A 23,125-nucleotide genomic window follows, 5' to 3' on the forward strand; every position below is an offset into this window, starting at 1 on the left:
GTTATTGCCCCTCCGCTGGGCTCGGTGCGTCGGAAGAGGCGGGCTGTTCGGTGGTGTTGCCCTTCTTCTGGATGAATTGAACCACCGTCACGAAGAACAGTGGGATAAAGAAAATTGCAAGGAATGTAGCCGTTACCATTCCTCCGAGCACGCTTGTGCCAATTGCGGATTGAGCACCCGCACCTGCTCCGGAGGCAATTGCCAGAGGCAGCACGCCGAATCCGAATGCCAGGGACGTCATCACAATCGGACGAAGGCGAAGCTTGGCAGCTTCAAGCGTGGCTTCGATCAACCCCGCCCCCTGATCCAACCTAGTCTTGGCAAACTGAACAATCAGAATGGCGTTCTTAGTGGTCAGTCCAAGAACGGTAAGTAAGCCGATCTGGAAGTAAACGTCATTCGGCAAGCCCCGAAATGAGGATGCCAGCACGCCACCGATGACACCGAGAGGCAGCGCGAGCATGATCGAAATAGGAACTGTCCAACTCTCATACAAGGCTGCGAGAACCAGGAAAATCACGAGGATCGCGAAGGAATACAGTAGTCCTGTTTGCGTCGAGGCCATGCGCTCCTGGAAGGAAAGCCCAGTCCAATCATGACCTATGCCCTTGGGCAGCTTCGAGACGATTTCCTCCATTGCTTGCATCGCCTCACCGGAACTTCTACCTGGAGCCGGCTCGCCCTGAAAATTCAGCGCGGGGAAACCGTTGAATCTCTCCAATCGCGGAGAGTCATAGACCCATCGCCCCGAAGTCAGAGTATTGAACGGCACCATGCCGCCCTTTGAGTTGCGGACATACAGCCGCTCCAAGTCGGTTGGAAGCATGCGGTATGGAGCGTCGGCTTGGACGTATACTCGCTTCACGCGGCCGCCTTGGATAAAGTCGTTCACATAAGCGCTTCCGAATGCGGCAGAGACTGTCTGATGTATGTTTGAGATGGGAACTCCCAAAGCGCCGGCTTTGTCCCAATCCACATCACTGTGGAATTCGGGCACATCTTCCAAGCCGTTGGGACGGACGCGCACCAGCCTTGGGTCCTTAGCCGCCATAGCGAGAACTTGACCGCGGGCTTCCATCAGCTTCTCATGTCCCAGTCCTCCGCGATCCTGCAGCATGAAATCGAAACCGGTGGAAGAGCCGAGCTCTACAACAGCCGGTGGAGGGAACGCAAACGCCACGGCGCCTCTCATGCCTGCGAACGCCTTCATTGCTTTCCCTGCGACTGCTTTGGCCCGAAGATCCTCCCGGTCGCGGAGTTTCCAGTCCCGCAGCATAACGAACGCCATGCCCTGGTTTTGGCCCCGGCCAGCGAAGCTGACTCCCGTCACCGCCAGGCATGATTCAACCGCTTCCTTCTGATCCTCTAGAAAGTGACGACGTACCTTCTCCATTTCCTGTTCCGTCTGTTCGCGTGTAGATCCGGGGGGCAGTTGCACTATGGCCATGAGGATTCCCTGATCCTCATCGGGTAGATAGGCCGTTGGCATTCGCAAGTAGAAGAAACCCATCACCACGACGATCAGAACAAACGCGATGAAGGCGGGTGTTCTTGCCCTGAGAATGCGTCCCACCAGCGACTCGTACTTGTCACGCAGAGAGTTGAAGATGCGGTCGAACCCCAGGAAAAACGGACGAAGCAGGCGGAATCCGGTCTCCGCAGCCTCGTGCCCTTTTGCTACTGGCTTAAGTAGCGAGGCGCAAAGAACCGGCGTCAGGATCAGAGCGACAAGAACCGACAGCATCATGGAGGCAATCACCGTCACCGAGAACTGGCGGTAGATGATGCCCGTGGAACCGGGGAAGAAGATCATCGGGGCGAAAACGGCTGATAACACAAACCCAATGCCGACCAGGGCGCCGGTGATCTCCTGCATTGATTTGCGAGTGGCTTCCCGTGGGGAAAGTCCTTCCTCGCTCATCACGCGCTCCACGTTTTCCACCACGACGATTGCATCGTCCACCAGGAGCCCGATGGCCAGAACCATGGCGAACATCGTCAACATGTTGATGGAAAAACCAGACAATGCGAGGACGCCGAACGTGCCCAGGATCACCACCGGCACAGCGATCGTTGGTACTAACGTCGCACGCATGTTGCCGAGGAAGAGGTACATGATCAGGAACACCAGGATGATGGCCTCGAACAGGGTTCTGACCACCTCACCGATGGCGACTTTGACGAAAGGAGTCGTATCGTATGGATATACAACCCTCATTCCGGAGGGGAAGTACTTGGACAATTCCTGCATCTTGGCCTTAACGGCCGCGGCAGTGTCCAGCGCGTTAGCTCCGGGTTCCTGCCGGATGGGAAGGATAGCGGATGGCTTTCCGTTAAATGTCGACTGGACATCATAAAACTCGGTTCCTAATTCGGTACGTGCCACATCCCGGACGCGAACGATTGATCCATCCGGATTGTTCCGAAGGGGTATAGAACCGAACTCTTCGGGAGTCTTGAGCAGCGATTGCACCAGGATCGACGCATTAAGCCGTTGGCCCGTTACCGCTGGGGATCCGCCAAATTGACCTGCAGAGACCTGCACGTTGTAGGTACGGATCGCCGCAATGACATCCCCGACCGTCATGTTGTACTGAGTGAGTTTGTTGGGATCGAACCATACTCGCATGGAGTACTGGGATCCGAAGGCTTCGACTTCGCCGACACCGGGTACGCGCGCCAGGGATGGCTGAATCTGCGAGACCGCGTAATCGGTGAGATCGTGCTGATCCACATCGGGGTTATCGGAGACAACGCCGACCAGCATCAGATAATTGCGGGTTGATTTGCTGACAGTAACGCCCTGCCGCTGCACTACCTCGGGCAGCATGGGCATGGCGAGTTGCAGTTTGTTCTGTACCTTTGACCAGGCGAGGTCTGGGTCGGTGCCGGGTGCGAAAGTGAGTTCCAGCATCGCGCTGCCGGCTGAATCACTGGTCGCATTCATGTACAGCATTCGATCCAGCCCGGTCATCTTCTGCTCGATGATCTGAACCACGCTGTCTTCCACCGTCTTAGCGCTGGCGCCTGGGTAGACGGCGCGGATTGAGATGGACGGCGGAGCAATCGGCGGATACTGGGAGATTGGCAGGTTGTAAATTGCCAAGGCGCCCCCAAGCATCATGGCAATGGCGATGACCCAAGCGAAGACGGGGCGGTCGAGGAAGAATTTAGACATGTCCTTCCCCTCTTGCCTTCTGCTGCGGAGTGTTCTTACCGTTCTCGGCTCCAGGTTCCCCAGTGGCCGGCTCCGTGAACGGAACAGCCCGAACAAGATCTCCTGGGCGCACGCGTTGTAGTCCCTCCACGATCAGTCGGTCACCGGCCGAGAGGCCGCTGGTCACAAGCCATTTGTCGCCGATGGCGCGGTCTAGTTCAAGCACCCGCTGCTCTACCTTGTCGTCCTTGTTCACGACCCATGCGACAGGTATGCCTTTCGCGTTGCGCGTTACGCCCTGTTGAGGTACGAGAAGTGCCTGTTCGCTAACGCCCTCCTGCACGATAGCCCTTACGAACATCCCTGGAAGAAGCACTTGTTCAGGATTTGGGAAAACCAGGCGTAGGGTGACTGAGCCGGTGGTTGGATCCACGGTAACGTCTCGGAACTGAAGATTGCCTTCGAGCGGATAAGCGGTCTTGTCCTCCAGAATCAACTTCACCTTGTTTTGAACCGACCCATTGCGGTTGAGTCGCCCGTTTTCGAGACGCTGACGCAGGCTCAGCAACTCAGCGCTGCCCTGCACTACATCCACGTAGATAGGATTCAGTTGCTGAACAACTGCCAACGCGGTGGGCTGATAAGCAGTTGCCATTCCACCAACTGTGACATTGGATATGCCGATGCGACCCGAGATCGGTGACTTGATCGGTGTATAGGACAAATTGATGTGGGCACTCTCAACAGCAGCGCGGTTAACCTCGACAGCCGCTTTGCGCGCCTCAACAGTAGCTTCGGCTTGCTGAAGTGCTGCGCTGGCGTCGTCGTAGTCCTGCTGTCCAACCGCATGGATTTCTGCAAGCCCTTTCAAGCGCTCCGCCCGCAGCCGAATGGCTGGCAGATTTGCCTTTGCCGTAGTGAGTTCCGCCTCCGAGGTGGCTAGCGCGGCCTTGGCCTGGTTATATGCTGCCTGGTAAGGCGCCGAATCGATTTGATATAGCAAGTCGCCTGCTTTAACATTCGCGCCCTCACGGAAGGCTCGGCTTCTGATCAAGCCATTCACCTGAGGGCGGATCTCGGCAACAAGGTAGGAACACGTACGCCCAGGCAATTCGGTGTTCAAAACCACGCGCTCGGGACGAACAGTGACAATCGCAACCTCAACAGGGCCCGCAGCCATCGCGCCGGGTTTCGTTGATTTACAACTGGAAATGAGGAAGCTCGCAACAATAGCGAAGATTGCCACAGAATATTTTGACCATTTGCTAAAAGACGCGATCTGAAACATCTTCTTCGCTTCGTTGAAGTCACGCTCTTTCAGTTTTTGCATATGAAGGTTTAGCCGGGACAATTAACGGATCCTTTCGACGGAATATGACCCTGTACTCATTTCTGAACATTGTTGAAATCCAAAGACGTGGCGGTAATCGGCACGCCGGTACCGCACCCCGACTGAGTGTACTCGCGAAGCCAACTTAGCGCGTGGCAGTAAGCACCCATGACAGAACGGCGCTGCACACCGAGCAGGAGCGAGCAATCTGACAACGAGGCGTGTTGTACGCCACGCAGCACGAGCATCGACCGGGCTAGAGGATCAAGACTTTCAATGATCTGTTGCGCTTCGAGCCGGCGAACGAAGACTATCTGATCGGCGGACAGGAGTTCATGATCGGAGTGTTCACAATTCCAATTGGAGTAACTTTTTGCCGATACGGAAATAATCTCATGAATGTTCCCTGCGGCGGCACGGGCAGTTGCTGAATGCGCCCACTGCGTGAGCCAATCACGGAATACACTGCTGCTCGATTTTTGCAACCCGCTCGCATCGACAATCGATTTCTCAGCAAGCGTCGGGTCGCCGGTGATAACCAATGCGGTCCAATGCAGGTTTTCGTGCTCTAAATCGAACGTCTCTTGCATCTCGGGAACGCTTGCGAATCGATCCTTGTTATGCGTGGGAGGTCTCCGCGGATTGAAATGCAGCCAAATCATGTCTTTGAGCCTTTTCCTGACTAACGCCCGGGCTTGTTCTCGCCCGAGCGTTGTCCGGGGGAGGGACTGCGAGGACCATTACATTGCATCGGGGAGGGACCTGGCACGCTTCCGAGCCAGCGGCAAGTGCAGGCGCTCGCAGACATCGAGGGAATACGCGCTTTCAGTGACGAACTTGACCCCGATTCGGCCCAACCACGTCAACACATTTTCACCGACCGTGTCGACGAAGCTCACCTCCGTTAAATCTACAAACAGCTTCGACGGAAAATCGCAGCGAGTAACTAGCTCGCGTGTGTCTTCCGCGAACTGCGAGACGAACCGGCCTTCCATTCGGATCGTCGTCGCATTTTCCGTTTCTTGAAACTCGACTCGAAGCATTAGCCGCCAACCTTCCGAGATCGCGCCTTCCTCTCGCCACCCTTATGTATTGCAAATGTAGAGCCAACGGAAAAGCTGTGTAAGTTGCTGAAACTAAATGCTGCCGAAGAGATCAGCGAAGGCGTGCCCTGCCCTAATAAGGGCACTGCCGGAATATTGTCAGGGTAGAGTTTGTGAACGCGCAGTTGCGACAGTTGGGAAGCTGATTGTGCATGACGTCCAGGGGAATAGTGCAGAGTGAGCAGGCAGGATGACACGCCATCATCTAAAGGAGGCGAATGTGTTTAGTAATCCGTTTTCTTGATCGCTAATCGCCGCATCTTGTTTTGCAGCGTAGTCCGTTTCAGACCGAGGCGTTCTGCCGCCCCATCCTTGCCAGCGATCCTGCCTGATGTGGCTTTCAGCGCGTCGATGATTGTCTGACGCTCCGCCTGGTGAAAAGTAGATACCGTGGCAGCGCTTCTGATCTCGGACCTTTTCAGCTCAGCAAGTGGAAGAGTCAGCTCGTCGCCTTGGGTGAGAATGACGGCACGCTCCATGAGGTTTTCCAGCTCCCGAATGTTGCCTGGCCATGGCGCGTTCGTCAGCGCCACCATCGCATGTTTCGGAATCGACTTGATGTGCTTTCGCATCCGCCGAGCGAGTCGAGACACAAAGTAATGAACAAGGAGGGGGATATCTTCGCGGCGTTCACGAAGCGGAGGGATCTCGATTGGGAAAACGTTTAGTCTGTAGAACAGGTCCTCGCGAAACTGATTGTTTCGGATCATCGCAGCCAGGTCGCGATGTGTGGCGGTGATCAGGCGGGCGTCAACATGAATGGTCCTTGTGCTGCCGAGCCGTTCAAATTCTTGCTCCTGCAGGGCACGCAGCAACTTCGGCTGCAGTTCCAGGCTGATGTCGCCGATCTCGTCCAGGAAGAGTGTGCCGTGGTCGGCAAGTTCAAATCGGCCACGCTTCTGCATCAAAGCGCCGGTGAATGCCCCTTTCTCGTGTCCAAACAGTTCGCTCTCCACCAACCCCGATGGAATCGCAGCACAGTTGAGCCTGACGAATGTTCGGTTGTTCCTCGGACTGAGGCTGTGGATCGCTCGGGCAATCAATTCCTTGCCAGTACCTGTCTCACCGTGCAAGAGCACCGTCGAGTCCGTTGGAGCGACGATTGCAACCTGGTCCAAAACTTTACGTAACGCGGGACTCTTCCCCACGATGTCCTCGAAATTGTATTCCGAGCGAATTTCGGATTCGAGGTACAAACGTTCTTCTTCCAGGAGATTCCTGGAAGCGTCCAGCCTTCCGTACGCAAGCGCATTATCGAGAGCAAGCGAAATCTGGATACTGATCTGCCCCAGCAAATCGAGGTCCGCTTGTCCGAAGCTGTTCGGGCGCCTGCTCCCCATCGCGATTAATCCGAGTGGTCCGTTGGCTGTTGCCAGCGGAGCAATCGCGATTGCGGTAATCGATTCAGCTTTTAAGTGCTCGCGCACCAGGTGTGGAAGCTTTTCAATCTCCGGCAGTGACAAGAGTTCGGGCTGGCGAGTGCGTAACCTCCTAAAATCTTCGTCAGTAAGGTCGTGAACGGGAATATCGGGAAGGAACCCCCTGCTCACGGGGAAGTCAAGGACAGCACGATCCAACTGCCTTGAATTCTTGTTCACCAGCCAAAAGCCGGTAAAGTCATTCCCGAAGTACTTCCGGATCGACGCAGCTGCCGAACGAAAGAGTTCGTTCATTTCCAGCTTCGATATAACGAAGTTGTTGATGTCGAGCAGGAGACGGAACCTGTCACGTTCTTCCGCTAGCTGACGCTGGTACGACTCTGCCGCATCGGTCGCAAGTGCACTCTCCAGGGCTACCGCAACGTGCGACGACACCGAAGTCATCAGCTCCACAATGTCTGGAGAGAACTCGCCCGAAGTAGGATTGGCGAACACGAGTGCCCCGTACTTTTTTCTTGATGTTGAGATCGGGAACACGTATGCGTTCTGCACAGAATCGATCGACACCCGCGACGCCAGCTCTGGTACTTTTGACAATTCACTTTTTGCGTCAGCGATGTATACAGGCTTCCGTTCTTGTATTGCTCGCCCGAGGGTTGTGTGTCCAAGTGCTACTTCGATGCCGATGTCAACTGCGGGATCTGGGCGTCGATCAAATGCAATGAGACGCACTGATTGCTCGCTGGCATCCAGCAACACCAAACTTACCGAGTCGAAGAGTACGACGGCCGACAAGAGTCGACGCAAACTGCGGAGAATTGCTTCGACATTCGGCTGTGCCGCTATGGCACTCGACATGTCGAGTAGCGTCCGATACCGATCCTCGGCGGCATTATCAATAGCCATGCTTCATTCCAACTGACGCTAAGATACCACCGCAAGGGGTGTAGCCCAGAAATGCACCTTCTTTAGTTCTGCCCTGCGGGCTTGTTATGGCAAGTTGTTGAAAAGGAATGGCGCGCCCTGAGAGATTCGAACTCCCGACCTACTGATTCGAAGTCAGCCGCTCTATCCAACTGAGCTAAGGGCGCGCGGTGCGTGTACAGGCGCACGTGAGCGTGCTTGCGGTGGTTTCATAAAGCTTTATTGAAGGAGACAGGGCGGAGCATATTCTCGCTGCCCCGGAACTCTACTGAAACCGATTCTAGTGTAGCAGGCTCGCGCGGGGACAAGCAGGACCACAAAAGCATCCAGAGTTAGAGCTCGTTTATAAATAAAAAAAAACGGGTACAGATTCGCCTGTACCCGGGCTGAAGTATTCACAACTTTGTTCAGTCCATCTGGAAGTCGTGCCAGCAGGGGAGCAAGCGGGCATCGTCATTCGATATCCCGGGGTGAGGATTGGGCGCGTTGGCCGCGGGCGCTTGCGTCTTTGGGTCCAGCGTTTTTGCGATCCGCGCCTCAATGTCACGAAGATGCGCGCGAGTCGAACGCTCGGTTGCGCGAGACATGGCCGACTTAAGGTCAGCACGAATCGTTAACAAGTCATCCCGGTAGAACGCATGGACGGCGGCCGAGTCGCTCGAACTCAGCTGCTTGTCGAGATGCTCGATGTATGAGCGCTGAAGATTGCGGCGGAACGTATCGACCTTGACCGGGCCGGCTCCGTACAACTCGCTCCAAACACCCGTGCGGACGTCGCGCAGCAGGTCACCGACGCCAATCGCGGTGCCCTGATTTGTGGCAGCCATGGCGTCAATCCTAAGCAGGCGTTGCGGCGCCAACAGTGACCGGAGCAAATCTCCCTGCGCTTTGCCGATCCTGGCAGGCGCTCCGACCGGGTCGATCCGATTCAGGATTTCCGGATTGAGGAACATACGCGGTGTTGTGAAGGCGTTCTGGTTCAGGAACTTCACGGCTTCGCGCTGGCGGGCCGAGGATACTGGTTCATAAACTGTGCCCTCCTGCCCGATGTGCTTGTTGTTGCGGGAAATGCCGCCAACGATCCGCACGACATGCGCCATCTCCGTGGTCCACTGGCCAATCAGGCGACCGTACATCAACTGCAGGTCTTCGTATGGTTGCCCGGTCTCCGAGGTGGTGGCCGAGAGCAAATTGGCCGCGACACGTTCGAGATTCTTGACGCCCAGCGCCGTGGATTTCACCGCGTCGGCGTCTCCAACAGCTTCCATCTGCTCGCCGGGGTCATAGCCGGAGAATGCCGCTGCATCGTCGGCATACCGCAAGTATGGATTCTTATCCTGCTCGCGTGCCCACTCGTTCAGCGTTGGAAACTCATCGTCGGGTGACTTGGCGTTGGGAATCGGCTTGTATCCCCATGCAATCGCCCATTTGTCGTAAACGCCGATTCCGGGAATCCCGTCGTTCGGATCTACTCCGTCTTCAGGCTGTGCCACGTAGTTGAAGCGGGCATAGTCCATGATCGACGGCGTGTGCCCCATAGTATGGACCCACTTGGGATCACGCAGCTTGTCGACCGGATATTGCGAACTAGCCTTCATGTTGTGCATAAGGCCAAGGGTATGGCCCACTTCGTGGGTTACCACATAGCCGAGTAGTTTCCCCATGAGATCGTCCGGAAGGGGTAACTTCTGCGCACGCGCATCCAGCGGGGAAACCTGAATGAAATACCAGGAACGGACCAGGTTCAGAATGTTGTGATAAACGGAGATGTTGCCGTTCAGAATCTCGCCTGAGCGCGGATCGGCGACGTGCGGTCCCATCGCGTTTTCGGTGGTCGAGGGTAGCCAGCGTATTACGGTGTTGCGCACGTCTTCTGCGCTCCACTCAGAATCTTCTTCAGGAGACGGTACTTCTTTCGCGAGGATGGCGTTCTTGAAACCCGCCGCTTCGAACGCGACTTGCCATTTTTCGACCGCTTCCTTCAAGTAGGGCACGAATTGCTTCGGCGTAGCTGGATCGATGTAATAGATAATCGGCTTCACTGGCTCAGACATAGCCGCAGACGGATCCTTTTTTTCCAGCCGCCAGTGGGCGATGTATTGGCGCCGCACAACCTTCTGCTCATCACGGCCGAAGTCGATCTGCGCAACCGGGAAGTACCCGATGCGGTCGTCAAACAGACGCGGCATCATGGGCTTTTCCGGCAACTTCACCATGCTGTAGTGAAGAACGTATGTTGAGCTGACGGGCGGGCGCGGAGCTCCAGGGGCCATCCCGGGCCTCGGCGGCATAGGCGGAGGAGGAGCTGTGAACGTGGCCGTAGCCTCAACTTCGACGTTCTGCGGGAAAACAGCGATGCGGTCAATAAAAGAACGCGAGGCGTCGATTGTTCCCTTTGAGGGGCCGAGCTCTTTCATCTCCGACGTGAACAGCTTGGTTACGTCGATGACTGCGGCTTCGTCTTGGCCTACTGCTTCTACGTTGAACGCCGCAAGAATCGTGTTCGAGTTGGATGCGGCCACGCCGCGTGCAATCGCTGCGTTCGGTTCGGCAACCATTCCGTACTTTATCTCGCGGAGGTAGACCTTATTATTGTTCCGCTCCCAGCGAATAACGCGGGTAAGCGAAACACGGCCGCCGCGGTCCTCGCCCATTGGAGCGTTGGAAAACTGCACGGCCCACAGGAAATCCCGGCCAAGTTCGCTCTTGGGGATCTCGTAGAACCACTTGTCCTTCACCTGATGGATGGCGAATACGCCGCGCTTCGACTTGGCATCCTTCGTTATTACCTTGTCGTATGGTTTTGGATCTGTCGGTGATGCCGCCTCAGCGGCAGGACGCGCCTGACGATCGCCTTCCGCTTTGGCCTCCTGCGCTGGAGCTGGAGCCGGCGCCTGCGGCTTCGGATCTTGCGGGCGACCCTCCTTTGCCATGCAGAACGCGGCCAAGAGTATGATTAATATTGCCTGCGTGAGCAGGTTGCAACCTGACCTCTTCATTCACTCCTCCGGATATCCTCTATAAAAGGGCGAGCCGTATTTGATTTCCCGCGATAATTGCGAGATATTACCCAACTTCATGTCGAGCGGAGTCACGATCGAAAGATCGACCGTGTCTTCACATCTAGTTACAACTGCTTCACTGCCGGAATACATCATTCGCGGCCGGTCACTTCCCTTGAGGTGCCTGGGCTCGCTGAAGGAAAGCCGCAAACTCGGCGGGATCGCGCGTGAGACCGGCGAAAGTTGCCACCTTGCTGCCGTCTGCATTGAGTAGCGCATAGAACGGCAAGGCAACGCTTCCAAACCTTTCCTGTTGCATCTTCTGGTGCCGCTTGTAAATTTCTCCCTCGCCGTCGGTATATAGGCGCACACGCACATGTTTCTGAAGCTCCCGCTCTATCTCAGGGCGAGGAAACATATTGGCTTCCATCCACCGGCAGTTTGTGCAGGTGTAGCCTGTAAAGTCCACGAACACAAGCTTCTGTTCCCGCTTCGCCGCCGCGAGTGCCCCTTCATAGTCGTCGACGAGCCATGAATCCGCCGATTTAACGGGCGTGCCCACGGCCGCTGACGCACTGGTCTCTTGCGTCGCTGGCGGCAGGAAAGAATCCAATTCTCCAAGGCGCTTTCCCAACAGTCCCGGAACGAGGTAAATCGTGACGGCGAGGAAGACAATTGCTATGGCTATGCGCGGAGCGCTTACATGATCTGACGGGGTATCGTGCGCAAATTGCACCCGGCCCAACACGTAAAGCACCATCAAGATGCCAATTCCTATCCAGGTCGCCAGCACAAATTCACGGGTGAATATTCCCCAATGCCAGACCAGGTCGGCATTTGACAGGAACTTCATCGCAGCGGCAATTTCCAGGAAGCCCATCACAACCTTGATGGAGTTCAGCCAGCCGCCGGACTTAGGCAACTGCGACAGCATTTGCGGTGCGAGCGCAAGCAAAAAGAAAGGCAACGCAAAGACGCTGGAAAAAGCCAACATGCCGACCAGCGGCCAACGCCAGTTACCTTGTGCCGCCATCACAAGCAGCGTTCCGACGAACGGTGCTGTACAAGTGAATGAGGTCAGCGTGAAAGTGAACCCCATCAACAACGCGCCGATGATTCCGCCCCCCTCTTTATTCCTGCTGATTCGGGAAAGCTTCGACATCAGGCTAGGCGGAACCTGTATGAAGTACGCGCCAAACAGGCTGAAGGCGAATCCCAGGAAGATGGCGGTGATGAGCAGGTTGACCCACGGATTGGCCGCAAACACGTTGACGCTGCCCGCGCCAACCACCAGGGCCAGCAACATGCCTAGACCAGTGAAGGTGAGGATGATACCGATTGAATATATAAGAGCGGTGCCGACAGCACTTTTCCGGCTACCAGCTGAATGGTTCGTGAAATACGAGACTGTGATCGGAACCATTGGAAAGACGCACGGGGTCAGGAGCGACAGCGCCCCCATTACGATCGCAAGCCAAATGAAAGAACCGATCGACTGCTGCCCTGCAGCAGAAGGCTGTTTATCGTTGGGAGATACGGGTGTCTCACTGCCGCTAGAGGGTGCTGGCTCGGAGGAGACAGCGCCTTGGACGCCATCTGCCGGTGGCGAGGGCGGCTGCGAACTCGTGCTGGCGGCCGCCGCTTCTGTACCTGGGCGTTCCTCGTCTACCTGGGCTGTTGAGCCAGCGCCAATCGTGACAGGGGCTTCCACCGCCACAGTGAGCGGTATCGTGCATCTCCGGTCGTTGCAGGCCTGAAACAGCACTTCGACCTTAAGTTTGGTCTTGCCCTGCGGAGCGTTTGCACTTACCTGGACTGGTACTGTGAACGCGGCCTTCGTCTCGTAGTACTCAGTATCGAGATTAAAGTTCTGATCAAATTTCGTATGTGGTACCGGACCGCGGACGACTCCGGCAAGTTTGAAAGGCTGTGTGGACGGGACCGTGATTCGCGTTATCGTTGGTCCGCCCGGCGGTTGCGAAATCGAGTAAAGGTGCCACCCTTCTGCAATCTTCGCTGTCAAGCGAGCATTAAGTTTCTCACCTAACTTAAGCGTAGTTTTAGAAGGAGCACTCAATGACCACGTCACCGGTTCGCCGTCTTCATCATCCTGCGCCGACATCATGGGCACAAGAACTACCATGGCCGACAAAATAAGAAGCGCTATCCTCTTACGGTAAAAATTCATGACTCTGTGCCCATTCCGCTCTTGCCGCTAGTACTGCTGTTAAGTCGTACCGATGTTCCTTCTCTAATCACGGCACGTGGCCTAAACGGCCCACGTGCCGTGCAAACTGTTAACTACACTGTACCGAGCACATGCCTACTTAGCGACAGCCGGAGCCGACATCTGCATTGGAATTGATTGCATCGTCTTGGGCTTGTCGCGTCCAAGCAACTCCTCAATCTCACGCTCGAAAACGCGCAGCGACTGGCTATCGTGAATAAACGGCCGGAAGATCACCCGCCCCTGGCCATCCAGCAGGAAGTTCGCCGGAGTGCCCGTCACTTTATAGGTCTCCTGAGCCCATTTGCCATGAGGAGACTTCAAGGGTATGAAGTCATACTTCTTCATTATGTCCTTCACCTTGTTGTCTTCATCCGGCTTGGTGTTGATAGCGAGGATGGTGAATCCCCGCGAGCTGAACTTCTGAAGAGCCTGCTGGATGTATGGAAACTCAGCCAGGCAGGGACCGCAGCCGGGATACCAGAAGTTCACCAGGACAACTTTGCCACGGTGATCCGCAAGCGACACCTTCTTTCCCTCATAGTCACTCAACTCGAATTCTTTGAAGGGGACCGACTTTGCCATCCGGATGGCCCATACGTCTTGCTGGACTTCTTCGGGGGTCTTGCCCATCTTTGCGCCGTAGCTTTCCAGCGCCGAGTTCAATGCGTCATTGGGTGACTTTGCAGCAACCTCAGCTAGGTGCTTATAGCCTTGCGCCGGCGCGCCGGCACTTTCCGCTTCGGCCCGCAGAAGATAATAGGAGGTGGCGTTCAGACCGAAAGGAACGGACAATTTACTCAACAGCTTGGCAGCCACGGCATATTTCTTTTCTGCCACGAGAGACTTCGCGTTCAGTATGGTTCTCTGAAACGCCGCCATGGTTTTCCATTCGTCATCATCGAACGCTTCACCCATGGCTTTTGCCAGCGGCAGCGTCTTTTCCGGCTCGTATTCCGCAAACAGGGCAAACAGATCCTTCATGGTCCAGTTGAAACCGATAGTCTTCTCGTCCGGGAACGCCTTCCAAACGCGTTCTAAGTACTGCATTTTCTCGCGGCCATTATCGGCTTGACGCACCAGTGAAAGCAGTGCGGAGTACGTGATCCTGTCTTTCGGAAAACGCGCGATCACGTCTTCCAGCGCAGCGCGGTACGCGGTCCGATCCGATTGCTGCTCCTGCGCCAGGTCGAGCGCCGTTTCGGGATCGTTGGGGTCGACTTCAGCAGCTTTCCTCAGATAACCGCGGCGTGTTTCCGGCTCCTTATAAGCGAGGACCGCGAGTGTTTTGTAGGCGGGAGCAAAGTTTGGATCCAGTTGCAACGCCTTTTGAAGGAGTTCCGCGCTCTTCGCCTTGTCGCTTCCGATTATGGTCTCAGCAATTGCCCACTGAATGGCAGCCTTGCCGGGATACTGCTTATCCAATTCCGCATACAACGCGAGCAGTTCTTTCGTTGCGGGGCCGCCACCCATTGGAATGGCCCGAGTTTTCTTACCTATCAGGCCTCCACTGGCCGTCTTGATCGTCGCGGGGATGCGCTTCTCCTCTTCTGTTTCCTCCGCTAACATGGCCGCACGCTTGCTCGCGTAGATGAAATCGCGATGCGCCAGGTAGAAGTCAGGGTCAAGTTCAACAGCCTGGCGGAAACCAGCAGCGGCATTCACGAAGTCATTCGCAGCCATCGCTACAGTGCCGCTCTCGTATTTCAACTTCGCCGCCGGATTCCGCGCTTCGCGAGAAAATTTCCCGGGAGTTTGACCTACTGCAACCACGCTCACAAACAGACAAAGCAGAAGGAGCGTTATGTGAAAGCCTATTTTCGATTTTGCGGATCTCAATGTATCCCCCAACTCTTTAGACGGTTCTAAGTTCATTCTGTACCGTGCGCATGGCTACTTTTTATTAGCCGCTGCGTCGCCAGCATGCATCAATAGAGTTTCAACCTCGAGTTCCAAAATCCTCTGTGTTTCCGGATCGTGGAGACCTGGCTGAAAGATCACGCGACCTTCCGCATCCAGCAAGAAATTCATTGGCGCGGCCGAAATATTGTAAGTATTGCGCACCCAGTTTGGAGAAGGCGGCGGCTTCAGCGTTAAGAATGTGTAGCCGTTCTTTTCCATCAGCGGCACCACTTCGGCGTCTTCGTCCCGCGTGGTATTGATGGCAAGCACCTCAAAGCCACGGGACTTGTACTTATTCAGCACCTTCTGGAGATAGGGAAATTCTTCACGGCAGAACCCGCAGCTCGGAAACCAGAAGTTAACCAGTACCACTCGGCCGCGGTAGTCTGACAATTTGACCGGTTTTCCATCCGCATAGGAAATAAGCTCAAACGGTTTGAACGGATTGGAGTTGCTGCTGCGAGTGCGCCACAGTTCGTCCTCGATCTGCGACTCGGTCAAGCCCAACTTCTTTCCGTAATCGAGCAGAGCACTGTTCAAAAGAAGGTCGGGATTCTTTGCCACTATGCCGGCAAGCAGGTCATAGGCCTGTCGCATTCCCTTGCTTTGTGCGACTGCTTGCGCCTTTAATAGATGGAGTTGAGTCGCAGGGCCCGGCGGAGGCTTGAGAGTTTCCAGCTTCGCGAAAGCCTTTTTGGCTTGGCTGCTGGCGAGCATTTGTTTCGCTTCAACAATTCCCTTTTGGAATTCACTCAACTTCTTTATATCCGCATCCTTCGGGAACCACTGCTCAAGGTCGTGGACAAGTGCCAGCGCCTTTTCTGGATCGCTCTTTGCGTAGATATCGAACAACTCAAGCATTGGGAACTGCAAGTTGGAGAGCTTAAGCGGTCCGTATTCCCTTCGACTGCGTTCGTAAATTTCAACCTGCGCAACAACATCGCCCTCGAAGCTGCTTGCAAGCATACTGGTCGCGGTAACCGCGATTTTGGTCTTCGGATTGCGCGTGATGATTTCTTGCAGGTACTTGCGGTATTCAGGCAGATCACGGCGCAGGGTGCGGGCATAGCTAATAAGAAGAGAGGTGTCCTCCGGTTTGAGTTCAATCGCTTTCTTGAAATACTCCCTAGCCTTTGTCGTCTCGTCCCGGAATGCCCACAATACGCCTAGGTCGATATAGCCACTGACAAACTTCGGATCTTTTGCGATAGCTTCCCGGAAAAGCTCGTCCGCCCTGTTCTTATCAAATGGCTCGTACACTTTGCCAAGCGCCCACCGGAGTGTCGCCAGATCTGGGTGCTGCATGATCCATTGTTGATAGATAGGACCGAGTTCGGTCGCCCCGAAGCGCACTTCCGGGCCAGGCGTCGTGTCAACCGCCGTATTCTCCTTATTAGTTCCCTTTTTCGCGGCTTCCGCCAGCTTTAGCCGCTGCTCCCGCCGCGCGGCGCGGGTAGTCTTTATGAATTCGTTATGAGCATTTTCAAAGTTGAAATCGGCTTCGATAGCACGGCGAAACTCAGCTATCGCTTTCTCCGAATCTCCGGTTTTTCGAAACTCTTCTCCCTTTTCATAGCTCGTCTTGGCTTCTGAAACGGAGGTCCCTTCCGCTGCCTGCACTATCAGGCGAACGCAGATCATGAGCAGGAAGACAAGCACGATCCTCATCAGCAGCCTGCGTCCATTCGATTGAGTCGTCACAATGATTTCCCCAGCGCACACGTATGGTTTCGGTTCTGACTGGCGGGGAATTAGCTTCCCCGCCAGCCTCAGGAGGACTACTTAGTTATGACAAGCTAGAACACGATTTTGGCGGCAAACTGAATCGAGCGCGGGCCGCCGAGCTGGTAGAACGAGTCCAGCCCGCCAATGTTGCCCTGTCCACGCATCGAGGTGGTTTGGCCGAAGGTCGAGTTCTTCATCGAGAAGCCCCATCCATAGAACACGTTGCCCAACTGAGTACTGGGCGGCGCGAAATTAGGATGGTTGAGAATGTTGAAGAATTCGCTCTTGAACTGCAATTTCGCGCGCTTGGTTATAGTGAATTCACGACGGATGGCGAAGTCGAACTGGAATGCGCCCAGATTCCGCACGGAATTGCGGCCGACATTGCCATGGGTAAGTTTGGAAGGATCCCCTAGAGTCTTCTTTGTTGCGTCTGCCCAAACAATCGATGGGAAGTCGAACGCCGCGGCATTCAACACCTTTCCAGATGCTGCGCTCGGACTATCCACCCACATGGGAACTCCCTCAACCCTATCTGCTCGGAACATGTAGTATCCGCTCGGCAGATATGGACTGGGGTCAACCAGGAACGTTACATCCATTGGTGTTCCCGACTCGTACTTCAGAATCCAGTCGGTTGCCCAGCCGCTCAACAATCCGTTGCCAACCTTGGCGAATGCACTAGAACCGAAGCTCGGTTTCGGAAATTCGTAGCTGACCACGGTGTTGAAGATGTGGCGGCGATCGAAGGACGACGACGCACGCGTGTCCATTGGATCCGAGCTTGAATATTCGTCATTCATGCCCCAATCCGACGAACCGGTGTCAATCGCGTGCGACCAGGTGTAGTTGCTCATTACCTGCAAGCCACGCGACATGCGGCGCTGGAACTGAATCTGCATCGAGTTGTAGTCGGAGGTATCGCCCTTCTCATCATTGCTGCGAGTCACGCTCAGCCTTGACGATTGCGCTGTACCACCGAAGTCAGTGTTGACGGAACCGACGTTATACATGTACCTGCGAAGCAGGTTCTTTCCGGAGTTGCCGACCCACGAAACGGTCAACGACTGGTCCTTGCCGAGCGACTGCTGTAATGAAAGCGTCCACTGGTAAGACCGAGGCATGTGATAGTCAGGATCCACTGCGTTGAACATCTGCTGTTTATAAGGTGGCGTTAGGCTCAACGTAGGTGGCGCTTGAAGTTGTGCTTCCGTGAAGGGATACGGTACAGCCGTTCCGGTAGTGGCGCCCACAGGCTTCATCCGCGTGTAGGGGAAACCTTCAGTGGCCAACCCTGCCGTGCCGGCGCCGAGGTCATAATAGATACCGTAGCCACCACGCACGACCGTTTCCCAGCCCCGGGTTGTATTCAACTCGTAAGCAGCACCAATACGTGGGCCGAAACCGGTCTTGATCGAGGGATACAGTTCTGTACCAGCCGGAGCCAATGCAACGTTCGGCAGGTCATCAATGTTCGAGACTGTGTAAAGCGGTTTATCTTCGCGGCCATGCGGGGCGGGGTTGTAATCCCACCGCATACCGTAGTCCAGGGTCAAGCGCGGAGCCACGCGCCAGGTATCCTGCCCATAGATAGAGAAGTTTTCGTAAACAGCCACGACGCTCTCATTCGCAGTGATTCCTCCACTTGCAAGCGAGCTGCGTATATTGGCAAGGCTCCCCAGAGTGAGACTAAGCCCGTAATTGCGGGGTGCGGTCTTCGGGAACACATACCGGTAGTCGGCCCCGAACTTCATCAAGTGGTGGCCGCGTGCCACGCTTAGATTGTCTACAAAGTTGTATTGCCGCTGAACGGCTTCGCGGTTCGGACCTATTTGGAAGCTCCCGCCTAACACGCTGACCGTGACCTGGGCCAAGTCGCCGGCAAAGGACGGCAGCAGCGCATCCCGAGACACGGGGTTCGTGTTGTACAGGTTTGTGAGTTCACTGAGACCCGTAGCTTTGTTATGGCTATAGTTGGCACGGAACTCGTTCGTAATGTTGTTGCTGATAACGGCGTTTGTGCCGAGGGTAAGGGTGTTCAGCAGCATTTCCGTGGCGCCTCTTTGGTTGCCACTCCAGCCTTCGCTGTTGGAAGGGGCGCGATTGTAGCGTCCAAAGATCGTCACTTTTGAATTCAGCGCATGATCTACGCGCACACTGACGTTATCCATGTTGCGCGCGGATGAGCTGGTGTAGGTAAATGGAGCGCTTCCGGAAGGGACTCCCTGGGCAGTGAGATTGTCCGGGCCATTCGGGAGCGGGAAAGAGTTGAGGATTGCCTTGACTTGCGGAGTGAGGCCAGCTTCGTCACGCAGCCACGTACTGGGAACGGTCATTTTGGTGCTGTTTTGCGGAAGCATAAGCCGTAGACCTTCGTAGGATGCAAAGAAGAAGGTCTTGTCCTTAATAATCGGACCACCGACGGTAAACCCAAAATTGTTTTGCCGAAGCGCTGGCTTCTTTTGGTTGTCCTTAACAAACCAGTTTCTCGCGTCCAGCACATCATTACGGAAATATTCCGAGACCGTGCCATGGAACTGGTTTTCGCCGGAGCGGGAGGTCATCTGGACCTGACCGCCTGGCTGGCGTCCATACTCTGCCGAGAAGGTTGAGCTTTGAACCTTGAACTCCTGAAGGGCGTCGACCGACAGCATGCCGTTGGTGCCGCCAAAGGAGTTGTAGGCTGGTGTATTGCCGCCGAGCGTCGTGTCGATGCTTGCATACCCACCCGCACCGTTACTGCGCTGGGACCTGTTCAGCTGAATGCCGACGTTCGCCGACACGCCATCAATAATGTATGCATTGGAATTGGTACGCTGGCCGTTAATGCTCATTTGGCCATCGCCGTCAGAGCCCATAACGGCGCCCGGAGTCATAAGCAACAGTGACTGGAAGCTGCGTCCGTTGAGCGGAGTGTTTTCTACAAACTTGCGATCGATAACTGTGCCAACGGCCGACGATGTTTCAATCATGTCTGCCGTCGCTTCGACCTTGACCATCTCCGTCGTCGCGCCGACCTTCAATCGAATCCGCAACAGCTTCTGGTCTGCCGCATTCAGGACGATGTTGTTGATTTCTGCCGGTGCAAAACCATCACGTTCTGCGATTACCTTGTACGTTCCGGGTGAGAGCAACGGAACAGCAAATGTTCCATTGCGGTCTGTGACCGCGCTGCGTCGCACCGCGGTGGCCGTGTTCATTACGGTTACTTTAACGTTTGTAACGATGGCTTCGGTTTGATCCAACACCGTGCCGCTCAAGGTTGCGCTATCGGATTGCGCGCTCAACCAGGGCGCGGAAGCCAACAGCACAATAATTAAGAACGCTATCCATTGCAGGTTACGTTGCCGACTCATTATTGCTCCTCGTTGCTCTTCTTTCGGAGACTCAGCACAGCCATACTTACTTTCGTCATTGCTGCGCATGACGCAGAATGGCGGCAGCAGTGACCTCCGCCGCGTACATTGACGGCCAGAACCGCGGTGTATTCACCGTCGGTTCCAAGTCACTGCCGGTTGATAGTCGGAAGGAACGGCCGACCGCATCATCATTAGCTTTAGCCAAGCGGATGAGGCCATCGGCCAGCGTTTTCAGATCACTTTCGGTGTCGACGACAACGGCGGAAGGCACCTCAGTGATTGTGTCGGGGGAGATCGGTTGCAGGCTGGCGCGGAGCTCTTTGTTCACCCGCAAGAATTCATTTACGTGTTGGCTTATCAGGGCAAGCCACTCTGCACGCGCCTTCTCTGTCATGGCCGCAATCTCGGCCGCAGTGAAGCGCCCGGCAATTTCTCTCAGCGTTTGCGCGTGCATCCGCGCTTGCATGGAGTAGCCCGTTACTTGTTCGGAGAAACGCTGGACCTCTAAATCGAGCTCTGTGGTAATGCCTCTGCGGGCCAAGTAAGCACGCACTGCGGCATCCGCCGGGATGCGATCGCCGCTGACTTCGATTGAATCCACAAACAACCGTTTGGCCGTTTGATCTGGGACTGGGGCGCGTCGCTGCAACTCGGCGACCGTATTCACTCGCACCTTCAGCGAAGGAGATTTGGTGAACGGACCGAGCGCGCGCAGAATCGAGTCCCGGCGCTTCGGACTCTCAACCACGCCACGCAGAGTCAGCACGCCATCGGTGCGCCTCAATTCCAGCTGTTCGCCGGCAAGCGCCTGTGCTGTGTCCAGGCGGCGCAGCACTTCGATTTCCTGCTCCGTCGTTACGGGAGCGAACAATGGCGACGGCAAGGCTGGCTGCAAACGGACGGCCGGGAAAAACAACCGCGGCTCCGGCTCGAAAACTGACGGATCGGTGTCTGCGTCTGGCTGCCGCGTGTATCCGGTTTCGACCAGGCGGTATTCCCTACTGTCGTTCTCTTGTTCAATTACAAAACTTTGCTCGACCGCATGGAGACCGCTGCGGCGCAGAGTAAGGCTGGCGTTCACCAACCGCGGACCATCTTGCACTGGCCTGGCATTTTGATAGCGAAGGACGACTTCGCGGTCATTTTCTTCAGCTTTCAGCTTGCCCCCGCCATCGGCCAGCTTACGGAAGACCTCTGCGGCAGGCACAAGGTCCCACATCGGCACGGAAAGAACTCCGCTCTTCGACTTCCCGTCCTGCAGGGTTGCGCTGGCTGAGGCGTATGTAATCTTTGTGCCGTCCGGCTTCGTCCACTCACCGGCAACCAGTTTCTGGTTTTCATCAAAGACGCGTCGCGAACCCGTCGCCTGTCCCAGTTTTTGCCAGAATTCGATTCGCCGCCGCCGAATTACCTTCTCCGTGCCGGGTTTCCGTTCTTCGACCGCGATGCTGCGGTGAACAACATCCGCGCTCCCAGCAGGAACAGTTCGCTCCGCGGCCTCCGCACGCGCCAGTATTGCCGCCGGCGGTTCTTTTCTCGATGGCGTCAAAATCAACAGCAGCGCCGCAAGCACCGCGAGCACAGCCATGACAGGCACTGGACGCAGCCAGGGCGAAAGTCCCCGAAGCGCTCGCAACGGCAGAACAAGCAGCCCGCAGCTCCGTGTCAACCAGTTACTGCGAGGGACCGGTGATCCCAGTACTTCGCCTTCGACGTGAACTGCATCTGCCTGCCGGGCTGTCGTGTCGTCTTCAACGACCTCAACCGCACTTGCCTGACGGGCAATCGAAGGATCGCTGTAGCTGACGTGGACCGAAGGCCAGTGGCCACTCAGATTCAACTTCGCCGTCAATATCCGGTTATCACTGAGGCAGACGGCGGCAGACTGCTCTACCGCGCCGTCAATTGCGGCATCCTCGACGTTCAGTAGCATGAGGCGAACGTTGCGCTCACTGAAGAGCTCGATAAAGCTGACGGGCTCAGCGATCGGCACGCTGACGGTCTGCTCCATCAGCCCCGAACTGATCTTCTGCGATCCCACCGAGTACCCGTTGACCGAAAGGAGGAGCTCCTCGGGACGGTGCTCATAAACTTCCCGCGCACAGCGTCCAAAGTGTCCGCCGCCGTCTGCGGCTCCCGCGCCACCATCGAACCCGTCGTGCGAATCAGGGCCGAGCATATCGGACGGATGACGCTGCGCCAAAAGCGGAAGGCCAAGGATGCGATTCACTTCATCCAGGCACTTCGCACAACTCACAATGTGGGCAATCTGGCAGCATTCAATTGTCTGCGTGCTTGCCTGCGCGTATGCGCGCTCCAGTTCGCTACGGCCAATGCACTCGCCCTGGCACGATGCAAAGACCCTCTGACGAAGTTCGGCAAGATATTCCTGCCGTGGACGGTGGGTCTTGGTCTGCGCCTCCTGAAGACCGGTGCCCTCGATGTTTCGGTGGGTTATGCGTAGCCGCGCTTCACTTCGCGCCACGAGCAGCCTGTTTGCAACCGCCTGGCGCGTGACGCGCATTACACGCGCAATCTCAGCCGGATAATAGCCGTGGAAAAATCGCAGGATGAGGACGCTACCCGCCGTTGAATCCTGCTTCCGCTCGCAAGCGTAACCACAGACGAGCCACAGTTCCTGTTTCGCCTCTATGCGCGCAACGGGATCGAGCACGCAAAGTCCGAGTTCCGCAGAGTCGTACTCCAGGATTGACGCATTCACGGTGGTGCGGCATGCAGCGCGGCGCACCATCGATACGTAGACATTTCGCAGGATGATTCGCAAATATCCGTCGATATTTGCGATTTTGCTCAGGTCCGGCCGGGTGAGGGTGAATTGAATAAAGGCGTCGTGGAGGACGTCCTCCGCCTGATGCTCATTCTCTGTGAGCCGCAGCGCCCAGCTGCGTAGCCGGCTGTAGCGGTCCAGAAAAATATCGGCATAAGTCGGCTCCGGGCCGACCACACGACTATGCCGGGGTGCGCGTTTTAGAGACTTCAGCATCTGTTGTTACATA

The 23,125-nt window shown here is 55.8% G+C and carries 10 protein-coding genes and 1 tRNA gene; all 11 read right to left on the reverse strand.

The genetic code is table 11. The features are described from left to right. Position 1 precedes the first annotated feature (1 nt). Positions 2 to 3,178 carry an efflux RND transporter permease subunit gene (locus VN622_01745; protein HWR34576.1) on the reverse strand — a complete coding sequence of 1,059 codons (3,177 nt, stop codon included), beginning with the start codon at positions 3,176 to 3,178 and terminating at the stop codon, positions 2 to 4. Then, complete coding sequence (locus tag VN622_01750; GenBank protein ID HWR34577.1) at positions 3,171 to 4,487, reverse strand: efflux RND transporter periplasmic adaptor subunit; 1,317 nt, start codon at positions 4,485 to 4,487, stop codon at positions 3,171 to 3,173. Before VN622_01750 ends, VN622_01745 begins: the two co-directional genes overlap by 8 nt. A gap of 56 nt (positions 4,488 to 4,543) precedes the next feature. Further along, the gene (locus VN622_01755) at positions 4,544 to 5,077 is read right to left on the reverse strand and encodes a hypothetical protein (protein HWR34578.1); all 534 of its coding nucleotides are present in this window, start codon (positions 5,075 to 5,077) and stop codon (positions 4,544 to 4,546) included. Between the two features lie 737 nt (positions 5,078 to 5,814). After that, complete coding sequence (locus tag VN622_01760; GenBank protein HWR34579.1) at positions 5,815 to 7,875, reverse strand: sigma 54-interacting transcriptional regulator; 2,061 nt, start codon at positions 7,873 to 7,875, stop codon at positions 5,815 to 5,817. A 108-nt stretch (positions 7,876 to 7,983) separates the two neighbouring features. Continuing rightward, positions 7,984 to 8,060: transfer RNA gene (locus tag VN622_01765), tRNA-Arg, on the reverse strand. A gap of 240 nt (positions 8,061 to 8,300) precedes the next feature. Further along, the gene (locus VN622_01770; GenBank protein ID HWR34580.1) at positions 8,301 to 10,892 is read right to left on the reverse strand and encodes a zinc-dependent metalloprotease; all 2,592 of its coding nucleotides are present in this window, start codon (positions 10,890 to 10,892) and stop codon (positions 8,301 to 8,303) included. Between the two features lie 169 nt (positions 10,893 to 11,061). After that, complete coding sequence (locus VN622_01775; protein ID HWR34581.1) at positions 11,062 to 13,038, reverse strand: cytochrome c biogenesis protein CcdA; 1,977 nt, start codon at positions 13,036 to 13,038, stop codon at positions 11,062 to 11,064. A gap of 180 nt (positions 13,039 to 13,218) precedes the next feature. Next, on the reverse strand, positions 13,219 to 14,832 hold the full coding sequence (locus VN622_01780; protein ID HWR34582.1) for a redoxin domain-containing protein: 1,614 nt from the start codon (positions 14,830 to 14,832) through the stop codon (positions 13,219 to 13,221). Positions 14,833 to 15,015: 183 nt separating this feature from the next. Next, positions 15,016 to 16,725 (reverse strand): redoxin family protein, encoded by a 1,710-nt coding sequence (locus VN622_01785; protein ID HWR34583.1) that lies wholly within the window; start codon positions 16,723 to 16,725, stop codon positions 15,016 to 15,018. A 95-nt stretch (positions 16,726 to 16,820) separates the two neighbouring features. Next, positions 16,821 to 20,105 carry a carboxypeptidase regulatory-like domain-containing protein gene (locus tag VN622_01790; protein ID HWR34584.1) on the reverse strand — a complete coding sequence of 1,095 codons (3,285 nt, stop codon included), beginning with the start codon at positions 20,103 to 20,105 and terminating at the stop codon, positions 16,821 to 16,823. Positions 20,106 to 20,160: 55 nt separating this feature from the next. Continuing rightward, positions 20,161 to 23,112: a sigma-70 family RNA polymerase sigma factor gene (locus VN622_01795; protein ID HWR34585.1), complete on the reverse strand. Its 2,952-nt coding sequence runs from the start codon at positions 23,110 to 23,112 to the stop codon at positions 20,161 to 20,163. Positions 23,113 to 23,125 lie beyond the last annotated feature (13 nt).

This window comes from Clostridia bacterium, assembly GCA_035561135.1.
In the GTDB taxonomy this organism is placed as follows: Bacteria; Acidobacteriota; Terriglobia; order Terriglobales; family Acidobacteriaceae; genus DATMYA01.